Origin of the sequence: Bacillus sp. Root920 (assembly GCF_001429445.1) — a bacterium.
GTDB classification, from domain to species: Bacteria; Bacillota; Bacilli; order Bacillales; family Bacillaceae; genus Bacillus; species Bacillus safensis.
Genome location: NZ_LMJV01000001.1, coordinates 1,365,173 through 1,383,636 on the forward strand (window position 1 = coordinate 1,365,173; position 18,464 = coordinate 1,383,636).

The window sequence follows — 18,464 nt, forward strand, 5'->3', positions numbered from 1 at the left end:
GGAGGCTGGCCATATGGGTGTAAGCGAACGTTTTTTCCAGCTTGGTTCCCAGTGGAACATCATTCACCTTCCTCAAAAACCAAATGGCTTTGGCATTCTAATCCTCGGTGACCGAAATCACTTTGTGCAGGAAAATACATCATTCTGGCTTCAGCATTATGGAAGAAACCAGCTTTTAACTGCCTTAAAGGATGAAGGATATACATTGTTTAATAGTCATCTTCATGGGAATCACTGGGGATGCGAAGATGCTGTTTTTAGCGCCAAGCAGCTCGTGCATCACACACTAAAACAAGAAATATTAAACTGGGAAATTCATGTGCTCGCAGAGGGAATGGGGGCACTTGTTGCCATGAGCCTTGCTGAGGAGATGCCTGAAGTACTAAGGTCCATTGCGATGGTGAATCCATGTCTGAATCTGGATGCACAACGAGAAAGAGAAAAGGAACACAAATTCTTTTATAAGCAGCTGCTCAAAGAGTTAGCAGAGAGCTATGGCTGTTCTGAAAAGGAAGCTGAAACGTATCCACTGCCTTCTTGTCCTGTTCATTCTGCTCATGTGCCGATTCATATATGGCAAAGGCTAAACGGCGCACCTTATGCATATGAACTTCACGCAAAGCCTTTTATTGATCAGCATATGAAAAATCCAGAACATTGTCAGGTCGATCTCACGCTGCATATGTTTGATCATCCGAGAAGAATCTTTCAATCCATTCACAAGTTTTATAAATCGCATGAAAGAGAATTGTGATGAATAGGATGATAACAGCCCTTCATAGAAAGGGCTCTTCTTTTTATTCGATATTAAAAAAGGGGACGTGAACATGGAAACAGGACTGATCATAGGGGCAGATGAGTTTTTTGGCCTGACACTTTGTGAATATATGATGAAAGAGGGCATTCAAGTGGATATCACGCGTCCTCATGATCTTAAAGAAGAACAAAAGGCTCTGTTAGAAGAGCGGATGATGTGGCTGGGCAGAAATGATCTCGTTCGTGTCATTGACCTTCAGGATAGCAAGGACACGTATGACCTCATTTTTATTCAATCAGAGGAACCGCATAACAGGCAGAAAGACATCAAAGCAGAGCATGGCATGTACCAGGTTCTTTATGAAAAACCTGAAAACGAATCAGCGAAACAGAATGTGCCGGCAGTTATTCTTCCTCGCATGTTCGGACCATGGACACTCAATGAAGATCAAACAAAGCGTGCAGATTTACTTTTTGTAGAAGATGTGGCAAAGGAATTGTTACAATGGGCATCGGACACAGGTCAAAGACAGGACATGACGTATGAATTGAAGGTAGAAAGCCAAACAGATGACAAACAAGCAGAAGACATGATTGCAGAATGGAAAAGACAAAACTCAACATTTTTCGACAAAAAGCAAGAATGATCTTCCATCTTATCTTTTTTCAGTATAAAATAAACCTATATTTAACATACAGGTTCATCACTGCATGTTGTAAAAGGGAGTTGAACATGGCATGAAGTACCAGCGGCTTGTCATGATCTTTTCGTTCCTTCTTCTATTATCTGCCTGCTCGCAGGCGCCTTTAAAAGGAAAAATTGAGAAGGTGGGTTTACTCGTCCCCGATACGATCAATGATCAAGTTTGGGGAACGAAAGGTTATAAAGGCTTATTAAGTATCCAATCAACATTTGGTGTAGATGTTTATTATAAGGAAGGAATGGTCGACAAGGAGAAAATCGTTGATGCCATTGAAGAATTCCATAAAAAAGGAGTCAATTTGATTATTGGCCATGGCAATGAATACAGTGAAATTTTTAACTTGATCAGTGAAGATTATCCAAACATACAATTTATTACGGTCAATGGAAACAAGCCTCAGGCGGGCAATGTCACAAACGTGACGTTTAAAGGTGAAGCGATGGGCTTTTTCGGAGGCATGACAGCTGCACATATGTCAAAAACAAAAAAGATTGGTATTCTTGCTACATATGATTGGCAAAGTGAAGTAGACGGCTTTATCAAAGGAGCAAAATATCAAGATGAACATGTACAAGTATTAGCAGAGTTTGTCGAAAACTGGGATGATGCTGACAAAGCGGTGGAGCTCTATCAAAAATTAAAAAAGCAGGGCGTTGATGTTGTGTATCCAGCAGGTGATGGTTATAATATCCCTGTCATTGAACAAATCAAAGCCGATAATTTATCAGCGATCGGGTACGTCACCGATCAATCCAACCTCGGCAGCCATACAGTTTTAACGAGCACTGTACAGCATGTTGATAAAGCGTATAGTATCATTGCAAAGAAGTTTAATGAAGGCAAGCTAAATGAACAAGATGAGTACTCCTTTGATTTTAAAGAAGGAGTGGTCGAGATGGGGAAATTTAGTTCCACCATTGACGACGCTTTTGTGAAAGACATTGAAAGTGATATTGTGTCATACAAAAAAACAGGTAAACTGCCAAATGAAAAGTGAGGAGACGACGACATGCAGCATGAAAAATCGATGGAGTTTTTACAAATTGCCATGAAGTATTTTCCGCAGGCGAAGGAAGAGTTAGATAAAGCAGGGATTCAGCTTGAGCCTGAAGCACTTCAGCCGCTTCTAACATTATTTACATCTGTCATGCAAGAAGCATATGAGCTTGGAAAAGCAGATGCAGAATCAGAAAAAGCCACAGAATAGTGGCTTTTTTTTATGATAATTTTTTCTTGAAGGCACTAATCATAGGACCAACATCTTTAAACACAGGCTTCAGCTCATCGATGGAGTTCATAATGTTCCCAATTTGATTCATGACATGCATGTAGTCAATTGAGTCCTCACTTGAAGATGTCTCCGCACGTTCCTCCTTTGCCTCTGTCTTGCTTTTCTCCTTTTCAAGCGGCTGTCCAAACATCATTGCTGAGAAAATATCTTTTTGCGCCATATCACATGTTCCTTTCTACTATTGGTATATATCATTAATCTATGAAAAAAGTGAGAGGAAAGGTTAGACGTTTGTATTGCCAAGAAGAAAAAAATAAGGTAAAATTAGTACCAGATACTAATATAAGATCACAATATCACATGCTCGTATGAGTAAAAGGAGTCTTATTCAATGAATGCTGGAATTATTGGCCTTGGCCGCTATATACCTGAAAAAGTATTAACAAATCATGATTTAGAAAAAATGGTTGAAACTTCTGACGAGTGGATTCGTACTAGAACAGGTATAGAAGAAAGAAGAATTGCATCTGATGATGTCAATACATCTCATATGGCGCTTGCTGCTGCAAAAAAAGCATTAGCTGACGCAGATGTGGCTGCAGAAGATATCGATATGATTCTTGTGGCGACAGTCACGCCAGATCAAGCATTTCCGACAGTTGCTTGTATGATTCAAGAGCAGCTCGGTGCACATAAAGCATGTGCAATGGATATTAGCGCTGCGTGTGCTGGCTTTATGTATGGGCTTGTTACTGGAAAACAATTTATCGAATCAGGAACTTACAAACACGTGCTTGTCGTCGGTGTTGAAAAGCTTTCTCGCATTACCGACTGGGATGACCGCAATACAGCTGTTTTGTTTGGAGATGGAGCTGGAGCTGCTGTGCTGGGAGAAGTCAGCGAAGGTAAAGGAATTCTATCATTTGAACTTGGAGCAGATGGAAGCGGCGGGAAGCACTTGTACTTAGATGAAAAAGATCATACAATCATGAATGGACGAGAAGTATTTAAATTTGCTGTAAGACAAATGGGCGAGTCAAGTGTAAATGTCATTGAAAAAGCTGGACTATCAAAAGAAGACGTTGATTTCTTGATCCCGCATCAAGCAAATATTCGCATTATGGAAGCAGCACGCGAACGCTTAGAGCTTCCAGTTGAAAAAATGTCGAAGACTGTCCATAAATATGGAAACACATCAGCAGCATCCATTCCAATTTCACTATGTGAAGAAATCGAAGCCGGAAAAATTCATGACGGCGATGTGATTGTAATGGTTGGTTTTGGTGGCGGATTAACTTGGGGCGCAATCGCTATGCGATGGGGCCGATAAAAGAGTGGGGTGCACAAATTAATGGATAAAAAACGAGTAGTTGTTACAGGATTAGGTGCTTTGACACCACTTGGCAACGATGTAGAGTCAACATGGAAAAATGCTTTAGCGGGTGTATCAGGGGTTGGACCGATTACACGTGTCGATTCAAGTGAATATACCGCAAAAGTAGCGGCAGAACTAAAAGATTTTAACATTGAAGATTACATGGAGAAAAAAGAAGCGCGAAAAATGGCACGCTTCACGCAATATGCAGTCGTTGCTGCTCAAAAAGCGCTGGAAGATTCACGTCTTGAAATCACAGATGAAATCGCACCGCGTGTTGGTGTATGGGTTGGGTCTGGTATTGGCGGACTTGAAACATTTGAAGAGCAGTTCGAAGTGTATTCAAATAAAGGGGCAAGACGCGTCAGTCCATTCTTCGTCCCAATGATGATTCCTGATATGGCGACAGGCCAAATCTCTATTGCACTTGGCGCAAAAGGGGTTAACTCTTGTACAGTGACAGCATGTGCAACAGGAACAAACTCAATTGGTGATGCATTTAAAGTTATTCAGCGCGGCGATGCAGATGCGATGATCACAGGCGGAACAGAAGCGCCATTAACAAAAATGTCGTTTGCAGGTTTCTGTGCGAACAAAGCCCTTTCGACAAATCCTGATCCAAAGACAGCAAGCCGTCCATTCGACAAAAACCGTGACGGATTTGTCATGGGTGAGGGTGCAGGGATTATTGTTCTTGAAGAACTTGAGCATGCCTTAAAACGTGGTGCGACCATTTATGCAGAAATCGTTGGTTATGGTTCAACTGGAGATGCCTACCATATAACAGCACCAGCTCCAAATGGAGAAGGCGGCGTCCGTGCAATGAAAGAAGCGATTCGAGATGCAGGTTTGTCTGTGGAAGACATTGATTATATCAATGCCCACGGTACAAGCACACCTTACAATGATAAATTTGAAACAATGGCGATTAAAGAAGTGTTCGGAGAGCATGCGAACAAGCTTGCGATCAGTTCGACAAAATCAATGACAGGTCACTTACTTGGCGCAGCAGGCGGAGTAGAAGCCATTTTCTCTGTTCTTGCGATTAAAGACAGCGTCCTTCCTCCAACCATTAATCTTGAAACACCGGATGAAGAATGTGATCTTGATTATGTAGCAAATGAAGCACGTTCAAAAGAAGTACAAGTGGCTTTAAGTAACTCACTTGGTTTTGGCGGGCATAATGCGACAATTATTTTCAAAAAATACGAAGCATAATACTTTCTGAGAAAGCGGCGGTCGATAAACAGATCGCCGCTTTTTTGCATATGATGAAAATGGAGGTGTTCAGCGGTATGGGTCTGATCAATACACAATATCTCATTCATCAATCATCATCATTTCAGGAGCTTGCAGCGCGCTTTGTTCCTTATTTTAAAGGGGCCGAGGAAAAAGAATGGTCGTCTATCCTCGCTCACCTGCAGCATCACGGGATGGTTCGGTCTTGGAGCTCGTGCAAAAACATGATCGACAAGCTCAAGGAAAAAGGGTACTTCAAGCTTGTCATGAAAGAATATCAAACGCTTCAAAAGCAGTGGGAAGGTCCAGACATTCCTGTGTTTATTTTACCTGTCAATGAGAGCAGCAGAGAAATCAGAGAGCAATTTTATTATCAATCCGGCATGGCATTTGATGACAAGGTCTTTCTTTTTTTGTCTCCAAATACCCCGAAGGAGCGTATCGGTACATTGCTGACTCATGAATATCACCATGTATGCAGGCTGCATTTTCTCTCAAAAGAAGAAAAAGACTTTACATTCCTCGATACAATCATGATGGAGGGGCTCGCTGAATATGCTGTGTATCATAGATATGGAGAAAACTATACAGCGAAATGGACCACCTTCTATAGCGAAGAACAGCTTCAGCGTATGTACAAGAAATGGGTATCCAGTCATCTTGATCAAAGAGTCCAGGACGACGAAAGGCTGATACAGAATCTTCTTTATGGAAAAGGGAACTACCCTAAAATGCTTGGTTACGCTACCGGGTTTTATATCGTGAAAAAATATTTCAATGAGCACCGAATCAGCGAGGAATCTATGATTGCAGAGCCAGCAGAAACCTTTTTAAAGGCAATAGAATCACAAAGTGAATAATTCACATAAAAAGCGACATATTACAAATTTACTAAATACTTCTTGATTTCGTCATAACGATGTAATAATATACAAATAATTCTTTTTATTTTTAAAATACAGAATATTCAGGTTCTATTCTATTGATCTAAGGAGAAAGGGGCGAATGAATGAGCACGCTGCTTGAAGTGCAAAACTTAAAAACATATTTTTTTCGAAAAAAGGAACCGATACCTGCTGTGGATGGCGTTGATTTCAGCATCAACAGAGGAGAAACTGTCGCATTAGTCGGTGAGTCTGGGTCTGGCAAAAGCATTACGTCCTTATCCATTATGGGTCTGATTCATGGCACGGGCGGGAAAATTATGGACGGTTCCATCAAACTTGATGGAAAGGACCTTGTTACATATAGTGAAAAGGAATTATGCAGTATCCGTGGTAATGATGTATCTATGATCTTTCAGGAACCCATGACCTCACTTAATCCCGTCTTAACCATCGGAGAACAAATAACAGAAATCCTCATCTATCACAAAAAACTTTCAAAAAAAGAAGCGGTCAAAAAAGCGGTTGATCTGCTGAAGCTTGTTGGTTTTTCCCGCCCGGAGCAAATCATGAAAGATTATCCGCATCGTTTATCAGGCGGCATGCGGCAAAGAGTGATGATTGCCATAGCGCTAAGCTGTGATCCGAAGCTTCTCATTGCAGATGAACCGACAACTGCTCTGGATGTGACCATTCAAGCACAGGTACTCACTTTAATGAAAGATTTATGCTCTACCTTTGGTACATCTATTCTTCTTATCACACATGATTTAGGTGTCGTGTCTGAAGTGGCAGATCGAGTGATTGTCATGTACTGCGGACAGGTTGTTGAAAATGGGACTGTCGAAGAGTTGTTTGAACAGCCGCTTCATCCTTACACAGAAGGGCTGCTTGAATCGATTCCTGTCATTGACGGAGACATACAGCCGTTAACAGCCATCAAAGGAAATGTTCCTGCGCCAGATCAGCTTCCAGCCGGCTGTCGCTTTGCTCCTAGATGTCCGCAAGTGAAGGAACGCTGCCTTGGAGAACTGCCTAAGCTGAGAACATTTGAAGATGGCAGAAGCGTCAGATGTTTCTTATATGAGGAGGCAGACCACACATGACACTTGCTCAAAATCAAACACAAATAACAGACTTACCAGAGAAAGAAACGATCCTTGAACTGAAACAGATTCGAAAACATTTTCCGATTAAAGCGGGCGTCTTTCAGAAGAAAGTCGGTGCAGTGAAAGCTGTTGACGGCATAGACTTGAAGATTTATAAAGGTGAAACGTTAGGTATTGTCGGGGAGTCAGGATGCGGGAAATCCACACTAGGCCGGACAATGATTCGCCTATACGAACCAACCGACGGTCAAATCTTTTTTAAAGGGCAAGACATCACGCGCGTATCAGAATCAAAGCTAAGACAATCTACACGAAAAAACATCCAAATGGTTTTTCAAGATCCCTTTGCATCACTCAACCCTAGAAAAACACTTCGAAGCATCATCAAAGAACCCTACAAAACACATCACTTATATTCCTTAAAAGAAAGAAATGAAAAAGTAGAACAGCTTTTATCAAAGGTAGGTCTTCATCCAAGCTTTGCGAACCGCTATCCCCATGAATTTTCAGGCGGGCAGAGGCAGCGGATCGGCATCGCTCGTGCGCTTGCCATGAATCCCGACATGATCATCGCAGATGAGCCTGTATCAGCACTTGATGTATCTATTCAGGCGCAGGTTATTAATCTGATGGAGGAGCTTCAGGAGGAATTTGACCTTACCTATCTATTTATCTCTCACGATTTAAGTGTGGTCAGACATATTAGCGATAGAGTCGGCGTCATGTATCTCGGCAAAATGATGGAGCTTGCCGATAAGCACAGTCTGTACGATGAACCGCTCCATCCGTATACACAGGCTCTGCTTTCTTCCGTTCCTGTCACCCGTAAAAAAGGGCAGGTGAAAAGAGAACGCATTATGCTGCAAGGCGATTTGCCGAGTCCTGCAAATCCGCCAAAAGGCTGCGTATTTCATACAAGATGCCCGCATGCGAAAGAAATCTGTAAAGAAAAAGTACCAGCATTTCAAGAATTAAAAACGAACCACTTTGTTGCCTGCCACCTCTACAACGCTTGATCAAGTGTATGATCTCATCTTTGAGAGGGGGGATGAAACAGGATTCGGTCATTTTTAAAAAAGAATAGGGGGAATTGTCTATGAAAGGTAGAAATAGAAAGTCCATTCTGGTCAGTTTACTGCTGATTTTTACATTAATCCTTGCTGCTTGTTCTGGTGGAAATAAAACGTCTGGAGACAGTGAAAAGAAATCCACAGGTAAACCGGTACAAGGCGGCGATCTTGTCATCGGTTCAATTGCAGAGCCAACATTATTTAACTCGCTGTATTCTACAGATGTGGCAAGCTCTGATATTGAGGAAAGAATCTACAGCTTCTTACTTCAAACAGACGGAAAGCTCAACCCTCAGCTATCGCTGGCAGAGGATATTAAAGAATCGGATGACGGCAAGCAGTTTGATGTCACCATTAAAAAAGGTGTGAAGTTTCATGATGGTGAAGAACTGACTGCTGATGATGTTGTGTTTACATACAGCATACCAATCAATAAGGACTACAACGGGGAGCGCGGATCAGGCTTTGAAGTTTTAGAGTCTGTTAAAAAGACAGGGGACTACTCGATTGAATTCAAGCTCAATAAAAAAGATCCTTATTTTTATAATGTCACACTAGGAAGCTACGGTATTTTACCTAAGCATATTTTAGGTGATGTGCCTATAAAAGATCTCGGTGAAAACGAATTTAACCGAAAAAAACCAATCGGTTCAGGTCCATTTAAATTCGCAGAATGGAAAGAAGGAGACTACGTCAAACTAGAAGCCTTTGACGATTATTGGGATGGACGTCCTTACCTTGATACTGTCACCATTAAAACCATTCCTGATCAGAATGCAGCGATTGCCCAGCTGTCAGCAGGAGATATTGATTTCTTTGCTGTACCAGGATCCGAGCTGCAAACAGCTGAAAAAGTGAGCAACATTAAAATCGAATCTGATCTAGGACTCAATTATTCATACATTGGCTGGAACCAGAAAAATGAACTCTTTAAAAGTAAAAAGGTCCGCCAAGCACTGACACATGCCATTGATCGTCAAACGATTGTTGACCAAGTGCTAGATGGAGACGGCAAAGTAGCCAATATTCCAGAAAGTCCGCTGTCCTGGAACTATCCAAAGGATGAAAATGTTCCAGTGTTTGAGTTTGATCAAGAAAAAGCGAAAAAGTTGCTGAAAGAAGAGGGCTGGGAGGATACAGATGGAGACGGCTATCTTGATAAAGATGGCAAGAAATTCTCCTTTGTCATAAAGACCAACCAAGGAAATAAAGTTCGTGAAGATATCGCTGTCGTTGTCCAGCAACAGCTCAAAGAAATCGGTGTGGAAGCGAAGCCGCAAATTGTGGAATTCAGTGCACTCATTGAGCAGACGACACCGCCTAAGTGGGATTATGATGCGCTGCTGCTCGGCTGGAGCCTTGCGACATTCCCTGATCAATTCAGCATATTCCACTCAAGCCAGTCAGAAAAAGGTTTAAATAACATCTGGTATAAAAATAAAGAGGTCGATAAGCTGTTAGTTGATGCTAAAAACTTAAGCGATCGAAAAGATTATTCAAAGGCATATGAAAAAATTTATAAATTGATCGCAGAGGATCAGCCGTACACGTTCCTTTACTATGCTAACTCACATCGTGCTATGCCATCTAATCTCCAAGGCTACTCTTACCACCCGAAAGATGAATATTACAAAATCGAAAAATGGTGGCTTGAACAGTAGGCTGATAGTGAAGAAGGGGGGGATTCTCCCCTTTCACCGTGAGAACAATCCCTTGCATTCGGTGTCAGTTCTCTGCGTGGGTGCTAAAAAGATCACTTCGTTCGCTCCGCATCAGCACGAGAATTCAAGGGTTTTCAGATCACGCTGAAAAGCAGACAAAGGGCTAAAATCCATCATTTTGGCCTTTTTTTTACAGATTGGCGATCCGATGAAAAAGGAGTTGTGCATATGGTTACATATATCATTAGAAGGACATTACTCTCCATTCCCATTTTATTAGGGATTACCATCTTGTCCTTTGCCATTATGAAAGCAGCACCAGGCGATCCGATGTCACTCATGATGGACCCTACCATTAGTGCGGCAGACCGGGAAGCCTTTATTGATAAGTACGGCTTGAACGATCCTGAATATGTCCAATATATGAAATGGCTTGGCAATATGCTTCAAGGTGACTTTGGCACATCCATTGTCAAAAAGGGAACACCCGTGGCTGATTTGATTTTTGCCCGGCTGCCAAATACCCTCATCCTCATGATCTTTTCTACATTAGTTGCCCTGCTGATCGCCATTCCATTTGGTGTCCTTTCAGCAAAACGTCCTTATACAAAGCTTGACTATGGCATTACGGTTACATCTTTTATCGGACTGGCTATTCCAAACTTTTGGTTTGGTCTCATCCTCATTATGGTTTTATCCGTGAACTTAGGGTGGTTTCCAACTGGCGGAGTATCTACCTTGAATGCCGATTTTAATGTGTTAGACCGGCTCCATCATATCATTTTACCTGCCTTTGTTTTAGCAACGGCTGATATGGCAGGGCTGACCCGGTACACAAGGTCGAGTATGCTTGATGTGATGAGGCAGGATTACATTCGCACAGCAAGAGCGAAAGGCTTTAGAGAAAACAAAGTCATTTTTAAGCATGGTTTAAGAAACGGTCTTATGCCTGTCATAACGATTTTCGGATTAATGATACCATCTTTTATTGGCGGCGCAGTCGTGGTGGAACAAATCTTCACCTGGCCTGGACTTGGAAAGCTGTTCATTGATTCTGCCTTTTCGAGAGATTATCCGGTCATTATGGCAATGACCGTTATTTCCGCAGTGCTTGTGGTGGTTGGAAATTTAATAGCGGATATTTTATATGCGATCGTTGATCCGCGTATTGAATATTAGAAGGGAGCTGAAGCACAATTGGCACAGCCTAATATGGGAACACCTCCTGTTGATATCAAATTAAAGGAGGGCCTTCCGCCAAAGCCTGAGACGATGCTGCGTTTATTTTGTGAGAAATTTTTCAAAAATAAATTGGCGGTTGCCGGCTCCGTGATCTTATTGGTCATTATCTTTTCAGCCATTTTCGCTCCAGTGATCGCTCCATATACACCAGAGCATCAAGATTTATTGAAGCGGCTCCAGCCGCCAAGTGCTGAGCATTTTATGGGCACAGACAAGTTTGGCCGTGATATTTTCTCAAGGGTGCTATATGGCGCGCGCGTTTCTTTATTGGTTGGTTTCGTCTCAGTGGTCGGTGCAATCACCATTGGCACTGTCGTTGGCGCGGTCGCGGGGTATTTCAAAGGGTTTGTTGATTCCTTGTTAATGAGATTTGTGGATGTCGTGTTGTCGATTCCAGACATTTTCCTATTGATCACGCTCGTCACCATTTTCAAACCGGGCATTGATAAATTGATCCTAATCTTTGCTTTGACAGGCTGGACAACAACCGCCAGGCTCATACGCAGTGAATTCTTATCACTTCGAACAAGAGAATTCGTCCTCGCGGCGAGAACCATTGGAACGAAAAATCATGTCATCATCTTTTCGCATATTTTACCGAACTGTATCGGTCCTATTATTGTATCAGCTACATTAAAAGTAGGCTCCGTCATTTTAGCTGAATCAACGCTCAGCTACCTTGGCTTTGGTATTCAGCCGCCAACAGCAAGCTGGGGCAACATGCTGCAAGATGCACAAAATTTCTCGATTATGGTGCAAGCGTGGTGGTACCCGCTTTTCCCAGGTTTACTCATTTTGCTGACTGTTTTATGCTTTAATTTTTTAGGAGATGGGCTGAGAGATGCGCTTGATCCTAAAAAGCTGAAGTAGGTTCGTCCTTCATGACAAGGTGAAAGGGACTCTGCGAGACGCTCTTTGTTTCCTGCCATCATTCGCTCAGCTTGAAGTTTTGATAAAGTTGGAATAATTTCTCTATCCCTTGCCCATACTGTGGACAACAGTTTTTATAAAGTGAGGGATTGGTTATGTTATTTCTTCATGACGTATGGGTGAATTGGTTTGAAGGGGAAGAAAATGGCTACAATGTGTGTCATTTTCATGAGTGGCGTAAGGAGGACAGCGTTGAACTGTTAGATCAAGTGCCTTTACTTAAGGTGCAGAGCCCTTTGTTTGATTACATAGAGAATGATCTTTCAGAGCTGCCGAAGACACTGCTAGAGTCTGTATTTGAGAAATCCTATATTCGAAAAAATCATGAACGCCGTAAATTAGAGTATTGCTTTGTGGTCACAGACGGCATTCGAATTATTGCTGTAGATACGATTGGGTATTCCATACCTGTGAGAAAGAGCCGCTTGATCCCAAGGCAGGAGCAATTGGTCTATGAAATGGTGAAAGATGTGAAGGCAGAGGAATATGAATTTTCTAAAGACAGCCTTGAATCGACGAAAGAGTATCACATTCTATCACTGCCGCCGCAGCATATCAGCGGATTAACGAGAAAAGAAAGACAGCTGAAACAGCTGATGTTTATGGCGCTCGATCAATTAAAAGGGCTCAAAAACAGGGCGGAGATTGCGTATTGGTATACGGAATGGAACCCGCGCATGTACAACCAAATCAAACGAATGTCTTTCGAAGAGATTTGGAACATGCTTTACAATGAAACGATTGATGGGTGGTCAGAGAATCATTTAGCCTTCTGTGAAAAAATGATTAAAGGACAGCCTTTTTTCGAAAAGCTTTGGGAAATGGAAAACGAATCAAAAGTAAATTAGAAAAAGCTTGCAGCGAGTCGTGCTGCAAGCTTTTTTTATTTGCGTTTTCTGCCAAGACCCATCGCATTCTCCATTTTTTTCAGCATTTTGTTTGCTGCGCGGTTTGCTTTTTCAGCACCTTCGTCTAGAATACGGTCAAGCTCGTCTGATTCAATGAGTTCATAGTATCGATCTTGAATTGGTTTTAAAGCATCAACGACAACGTTCGCAAGATCTCCTTTAAACTCACCATATCCTTTGCCTTCGTACTTTTGCTCCAGCTCTGCAATGGATATGTTGCCTAATACAGAGTAAATCGTCAGCAAGTTGGCAATACCAGGCTTGTTCTCTTTGTCATACTTGACGATGCCTTCTGAATCCGTCACAGCACTTTTAATTTTCTTTTCAAGCTGCTTTGGTTCATCTAATAAGGTAATGAAAGATTTTTGGTTCGGATCGGATTTGCTCATTTTTTTCGTTGGATCTGTTAAAGACATAATCCGCGCGCCTTCTTTTGGAATTTTCACTTCAGGCACAGTGAAGATGTCATTGTACTTTCGGTTAAAGCGTTCAGCGAGCGTTCTAGTCAATTCAAGATGCTGCTTTTGGTCTTCTCCAACAGGGACTAAATCAGTACCATATAATAAGATATCGCCAGCCATTAATGGGGGATACGTTAATAGGCCTGAAACAACTGCTTCTTTACCAGCGGATTTGTCCTTAAATTGGGTCATTCTTTCTAATTCCCCAATATAAGCAACACATTGAAGCATCCATCCTGCCTGGGCGTGAGCAGGTACCTCTGATTGGATAAACAATGTCGCTTTCTCTGGATCAAGACCAACAGCTAAATAAAGAGCTGCTAAGCTTCTAATATTTTGACGGAGAGCTAATCGGTCCTGACTCACTGTAATCGCATGTTGATCGACAACACAAAAATAGCCATTATAGTCATGCTGCAAATCGACAAATTGCTTCATTGCTCCAATATAGTTCCCTAATGTGACAGAACCGCTCGGCTGAATGCCTGAAAAAATTGTCTTCTTTGTCATACTAAAACCTCTTTTCTTCAATATAAAAAGGCCCACCCATCACTTTTCAACAGAAAAGGGACGAATGAACCGTGGTACCACCCTTGTTATTTCACATAGAAATCACTCAAGACGTTGATAACGGAGACTGCTCCGTCTAAGCCTACTCACTTTTTTAGAAGTGTTCGGTTAGCTGCTCCAAAGCCCATTCCATACATGCCATTATCTGCTCACACCGGCCGCAGACTCTCTGTAAATGGTGAATATATGTACTCTTCTTTTTCATCGCAACAATATGTCTATCTATTATAAAGGATGACCATGAAAAAGTCACGAAGCCATTATGTGACCTTCTCATCATGCCTATTGACACTTAAAATTTTAGATAAAATACCAAATATCTGTCAGAATTTTTTAAAAAAGGATGATTAATTATATGTATAAAACATTATTCCTGCTGAATTTGTTAAATTATTTTAATCAATTTACGCTTTAATTTGTTGAAGTGATTGAGACTTTAGTTTATAAAAATCCCTCTTTATCCCCATTTACGTTTTTAAAAAATATATGAAATTGATATTGCAATAAATTATTCTATTCATTATAATGAATTTGTTCACACGTTTGTGCTAGGCTCTTTACATAGTGAAAATTCAGAAAAAACAAAAGAAATAGAAAGTAAGCTATTTAGGGACTTTTTTACGCTATTTCTTAAATCTGAATCTCATCTTCTATCGAGACCTTTGAACTAAAAACATATTATAAGGGGGAATACAGTTGAAAAAGCGTTGGTCTGTTGTTACTTTAATGCTTATTTTCACACTTGTATTAAGCGCTTGTGGTTTCAGCGGAAACAAATCAGGCGACAGCACGAGCAGTTCTGGAGAGGCTAAAACAACATTAAATGTGAATATCTCCACTGAGCCTTTTTCTCTACATCCGGGATTGGCAAATGATTCAACTTCAGGTAGTGTCATCCGTCAGACTTTTGAGGGATTAACAAGAATTAACGCTGAAGGAAAGCCAGAAAATGCAATGGCTTCTGATATCAAAACAAGTGCTGATGGTAAAACTTATACATTCACACTTCGTGATGCAAAATGGTCTAATGGTGACCCTGTAAAAGCAGAAGATTTTGAATATGCTTGGAAATGGGCATTAGATCCTAAAAATGAATCTCAATATGCTTATCAGCTTTACTATATTAAAGGTGCTGAAGCAGCAAACAAAGGGAAAGCGAAAGTTGCTGATGTTGGCATTAAAGCTAAAGACGACAAAACGCTTGTAGTTGAGCTAGAGAACCCAACACCGTTCTTTACTGAACTAACTGCATTCTATACTTATATGCCAGTCAACAAAAAAGTGGCTGAAAAGAATAAAAACTGGTACACAAATGCTGGTGAAAACTACGTATCTAACGGACCATTCGTTCTTTCTAAATGGAAACATGGCGGTTCTATCACGCTTGAAAAGAACAATGAATACTGGGATAAAGATACTGTAAAATTGAAAAAAATCAACATGTCTATGATCAAAGATACAAACACTGAACTTAGCATGTTCAAAAAAGGTGAGCTTGACTGGGCTGGTTCTCCGACTGGAAGCCTTCCAACTGAGTCTTTAAAAACATTGAAAAAAGAGGGCGGTCTGAAAATCCAGACGATCGCTGGTATCTATAACTACAAATTCAACACAGAAGTAAAACCTTTAAACAATGCAAACATCCGTAAGGCCCTTGCATACTCAATCAACCGTCAAGCGATCGTTGACAAAATTACGCAAGGTGAACAAGTTCCAGCAATGGCAATCGTTCCACCAACAATGGAAGGATTCACTGATAACAAAACTGGCTACTTCAAAGATCATGATGTAGATACAGCTAAAAAGCTTCTTGAAAAAGGTGCGAAAGAATTAGGTTATAAGTCTGTTTCTGATCTTCCAACATTGAAACTTTCTTACAACACAGATGAAGGCCACCAAAAGATTGCACAAGCAATTCAAGAAATGTGGAAAAAAGATTTAGGTGTGAAAGTTGAACTTGATAACTCTGAGTGGAACGTATACATCGACAAAATCCACAGCGGAGACTACCAAATCGGACGTATGGGCTGGTTAGGTGACTTCAACGATCCAGTGAACTTCCTTGAGCTTTACAAAGATAAAGACGGTGGAAACAACGACACTGGATGGGAAAGCAAAGAGTACAAACAATTGTTGAATGATTCTGCAAAAGAAACAGATAAAACGAAGCGTGAAGAAATGCTGAAAAAAGCAGAAGAAATCATCATCAACGATATGCCTGTAGCACCAATTTACTTCTACACTCAGCTTTGGGTACAAGATCCAAAACTTAAAGGTGTAGTTGTATCTGGACTAGGTGATGTTCAATACAAATGGGCACATTTCGAAAAGTAAGAGTAATAGTGTAAGAGATCTACGGCAAGGATCTTAAGGTATATGGAGGATGTCTCTCCATATACCTTTCTTGCTGATTAGAGAAATTGTTGTAAAATCATGGAGGTGCAATTCCGTTGCTTAAATATATCGGTAAGCGATTAATATATATTTTAATCACACTGTTTGTTATTGTAACTGCAACTTTCTTTCTCATGCAGGCAGCACCTGGTGGTCCATTCTCTGGAGAGAAGAAACTTCCTGCTGAAATTGAAGCAAACCTAAACGAGCACTACGGATTGGACAAGCCCTTATTTGTTCAATATGTAAGCTACCTAGGTTCAGTTGCAACATTAGATTTTGGTCCCTCATTTAAATATAAAGGACAAACTGTAAATGACTTAATCAGTTCTGGATTCCCCGTTTCCTTTACCCTCGGAATTGAGGCAATTCTCCTCGCATTAGCATTTGGTGTATTGTTTGGGGTCCTTGCAGCGCTCTATCATAACAAGTGGCAAGACTATACGATTGCCATTTTAACGATCTTTGGAATTTCAGTTCCAAGTTTCATTTTAGCGGCGCTACTACAATATGTATTTGCATCTGAGGCAAGTATTATAGCGATCTTCCCAGTTGCAGGATGGGAGTCTTGGGCAAGCACCGTACTACCTTCTATTGCACTTTCCTTCATGCCAATGGCATTTATCGCTAGACTTGCACGGTCAAGTATGCTTGAAGTACTAAATAGTGACTACATTAGAACGGCTAGAGCGAAAGGCTTAACAAAATCAGCTGTGACGATCAAACACGCCATCCGAAACGCATTGTTACCTGTTATCACATACATGGGACCAATGGCTGCTTCAGTTTTAACAGGTAGTTTTGTCGTTGAGAAGATTTTTGGTATCCCTGGATTAGGCTCTCACTTTGTCACAAGCATTACAAACCGTGATTACACCGTCATCATGGGTGTTACAGTCTTCTACAGTATTATTCTATTAATCAGTATTCTAGTCGTTGACGTCCTCTACGGTATTATCGATCCTAGAATTAAACTGACGAAGGCGAAGAAAGGGGTCTAACACATGGAAGAGATGAGAAAAGATTTATTTGTGCCTGCGACAGCTGACGCAGCAGAATCTGAAAAAATTTCTAAACCTAGTCTATCTTTATGGAAGGATGCCATGCTTCGCTTCCGTGCCAATAAACTTGCAATGGTTGGACTTACAATCATTTTTATTATTGTGATGCTGGCCATCTTTGTTCCGGTGTTTTCTAAATATGATTACTCCACGACCGATTTGCTGAATGCTGACCAGCCGCCTTCAAAAGAGCACTGGTTTGGTACAGATGATTTAGGACGTGACATGTTTGTCCGTACATGGGTCGGGGCAAGAATTTCGATCTTCATCGGTCTTGCTGCAGCGGTTCTTGACGTGATCATCGGTATTATCTGGGGAAGTATTGCTGCGTTCAAAGGCGGCCGTACAGATGAAGTGATGATGCGTATCGCAGACGTTTTATGGGCAATTCCAACACTATTAATGGTTATCTTAATGATGGTTGTTCTGCCAAAAGGATTATTAACGATTATCCTCGCCATGACAGTCGTAGGCTGGATTAACATGGCACGTATTGTTCGGGGACAGGTTTTACAATTAAAGAGTCAAGAATACGTTCTTGCAGCACAAACATTAGGTGCGAAAACATCTAGACTTTTATTTAAACACTTAATTCCAAACTCAATGGGACCAATTCTTGTGACGATGACATTAACGATTCCTTCTGCTATCTTCACAGAGGCATTCCTAAGCTACCTAGGGCTTGGCGTACCGGCTCCGTTAGCGAGCTGGGGAACAATGGCGTCTGATGGAATTCCAGCCATGACGTACTACCCTTGGAGATTATGGTTCCCAGCCGCATTTATCTGTATTACAATGTTTGGTTTTAACGTGGTTGGAGACGGACTAAGAGACGCTTTAGATCCGAAGTTGCGTAAATAAGGAGTGAT

The 18,464-nt window shown here is 41.2% G+C and carries 18 protein-coding genes and 1 other annotated feature; of the genes, 16 read left to right on the plus strand and 2 right to left on the minus strand.

The genetic code is table 11. From position 1 onward, the window contains the following. Window positions 1-13: 13 nt before the first annotated feature. The 4 genes from ASE42_RS06565 to ASE42_RS06580 all read left to right on the plus strand — a co-directional run bounded on the left by ASE42_RS06565 (window position 14) and on the right by ASE42_RS06580 (window position 2,667). The gene (locus ASE42_RS06565) at window positions 14-754 is read left to right on the plus strand and encodes a hypothetical protein (RefSeq protein ID WP_056766149.1); all 741 of its coding nucleotides are present in this window, start codon (window positions 14-16) and stop codon (window positions 752-754) included. 73 nt (window positions 755-827) lie between these two features. Continuing rightward, window positions 828-1,403 (plus strand): hypothetical protein, encoded by a 576-nt coding sequence (locus ASE42_RS06570; protein WP_056766151.1) that lies wholly within the window; start codon window positions 828-830, stop codon window positions 1,401-1,403. 91 nt (window positions 1,404-1,494) lie between these two features. Continuing rightward, window positions 1,495-2,457: a BMP family ABC transporter substrate-binding protein gene (locus ASE42_RS06575; RefSeq protein ID WP_056766152.1), complete on the plus strand. Its 963-nt coding sequence runs from the start codon at window positions 1,495-1,497 to the stop codon at window positions 2,455-2,457. 12 nt (window positions 2,458-2,469) lie between these two features. After that, window positions 2,470-2,667, plus strand: a complete 198-nt coding sequence (locus ASE42_RS06580) for a ComZ family protein (RefSeq protein ID WP_024425054.1) — start codon at window positions 2,470-2,472, stop codon at window positions 2,665-2,667. 10 nt (window positions 2,668-2,677) lie between these two features. On the opposite strand, the gene ASE42_RS06585 is transcribed toward ASE42_RS06580, so the two are convergent. Then, a complete protein-coding gene (locus tag ASE42_RS06585) occupies window positions 2,678-2,911 on the minus strand; it encodes a hypothetical protein (protein ID WP_024426489.1) in 234 nt (77 codons plus the stop codon). A 171-nt stretch (window positions 2,912-3,082) separates the two neighbouring features. Here ASE42_RS06585 and ASE42_RS06590 point away from each other — a divergent pair, with 171 nt between their 5' ends. From ASE42_RS06590 to ASE42_RS06630, 9 genes are all read left to right on the plus strand, one after another. Further along, entirely contained in the window at window positions 3,083-4,021 is a 939-nt protein-coding gene (locus tag ASE42_RS06590; RefSeq protein WP_024425052.1) for a beta-ketoacyl-ACP synthase III, read from the plus strand. 21 nt (window positions 4,022-4,042) lie between these two features. Continuing rightward, a complete protein-coding gene (gene fabF / locus ASE42_RS06595; protein WP_024425051.1) occupies window positions 4,043-5,284 on the plus strand; it encodes a beta-ketoacyl-ACP synthase II in 1,242 nt (413 codons plus the stop codon). A gap of 77 nt (window positions 5,285-5,361) precedes the next feature. Then, entirely contained in the window at window positions 5,362-6,165 is an 804-nt protein-coding gene (locus ASE42_RS06600) for a DUF2268 domain-containing protein (protein WP_024425050.1), read from the plus strand. Between the two features lie 149 nt (window positions 6,166-6,314). Beyond that, window positions 6,315-7,295 (plus strand): ABC transporter ATP-binding protein, encoded by a 981-nt coding sequence (locus ASE42_RS06605; RefSeq protein WP_025093401.1) that lies wholly within the window; start codon window positions 6,315-6,317, stop codon window positions 7,293-7,295. Continuing rightward, entirely contained in the window at window positions 7,292-8,314 is a 1,023-nt protein-coding gene (locus ASE42_RS06610) for an ABC transporter ATP-binding protein (protein ID WP_024426487.1), read from the plus strand. The genes ASE42_RS06605 and ASE42_RS06610 overlap by 4 nt, the downstream gene beginning before the upstream one ends. Before the next feature lie 80 nt (window positions 8,315-8,394). After that, complete coding sequence (locus ASE42_RS06615; protein WP_056766154.1) at window positions 8,395-10,029, plus strand: peptide-binding protein; 1,635 nt, start codon at window positions 8,395-8,397, stop codon at window positions 10,027-10,029. Between the two features lie 228 nt (window positions 10,030-10,257). Then, window positions 10,258-11,208: an ABC transporter permease gene (locus tag ASE42_RS06620; RefSeq protein ID WP_024426486.1), complete on the plus strand. Its 951-nt coding sequence runs from the start codon at window positions 10,258-10,260 to the stop codon at window positions 11,206-11,208. 33 nt (window positions 11,209-11,241) lie between these two features. Then, a complete protein-coding gene (gene opp4C, locus ASE42_RS06625) occupies window positions 11,242-12,141 on the plus strand; it encodes an oligopeptide ABC transporter permease (protein ID WP_082580683.1) in 900 nt (299 codons plus the stop codon). A 155-nt stretch (window positions 12,142-12,296) separates the two neighbouring features. Beyond that, window positions 12,297-13,049 carry a YjbA family protein gene (locus ASE42_RS06630; protein ID WP_024426484.1) on the plus strand — a complete coding sequence of 251 codons (753 nt, stop codon included), beginning with the start codon at window positions 12,297-12,299 and terminating at the stop codon, window positions 13,047-13,049. A gap of 35 nt (window positions 13,050-13,084) precedes the next feature. On the opposite strand, the gene trpS is transcribed toward ASE42_RS06630, so the two are convergent. Further along, window positions 13,085-14,080: a tryptophan--tRNA ligase gene (gene trpS / locus ASE42_RS06635; protein WP_024425046.1), complete on the minus strand. Its 996-nt coding sequence runs from the start codon at window positions 14,078-14,080 to the stop codon at window positions 13,085-13,087. Window positions 14,081-14,133: 53 nt separating this feature from the next. Then, window positions 14,134-14,354: a binding site (T-box leader), on the minus strand. Between the two features lie 482 nt (window positions 14,355-14,836). Here trpS and ASE42_RS06640 point away from each other — a divergent pair. From ASE42_RS06640 to ASE42_RS06650, 3 genes are all read left to right on the plus strand, one after another. Next, window positions 14,837-16,474, plus strand: coding sequence for a peptide ABC transporter substrate-binding protein (locus tag ASE42_RS06640; protein ID WP_024425045.1), 1,638 nt, complete (start codon window positions 14,837-14,839; stop codon window positions 16,472-16,474). A gap of 116 nt (window positions 16,475-16,590) precedes the next feature. After that, complete coding sequence (locus ASE42_RS06645) at window positions 16,591-17,535, plus strand: ABC transporter permease (RefSeq protein WP_024426481.1); 945 nt, start codon at window positions 16,591-16,593, stop codon at window positions 17,533-17,535. A 3-nt stretch (window positions 17,536-17,538) separates the two neighbouring features. Continuing rightward, window positions 17,539-18,456 (plus strand): ABC transporter permease, encoded by a 918-nt coding sequence (locus ASE42_RS06650; RefSeq protein WP_056766156.1) that lies wholly within the window; start codon window positions 17,539-17,541, stop codon window positions 18,454-18,456. The last annotated feature ends 8 nt before the right edge of the window (window positions 18,457-18,464 follow it).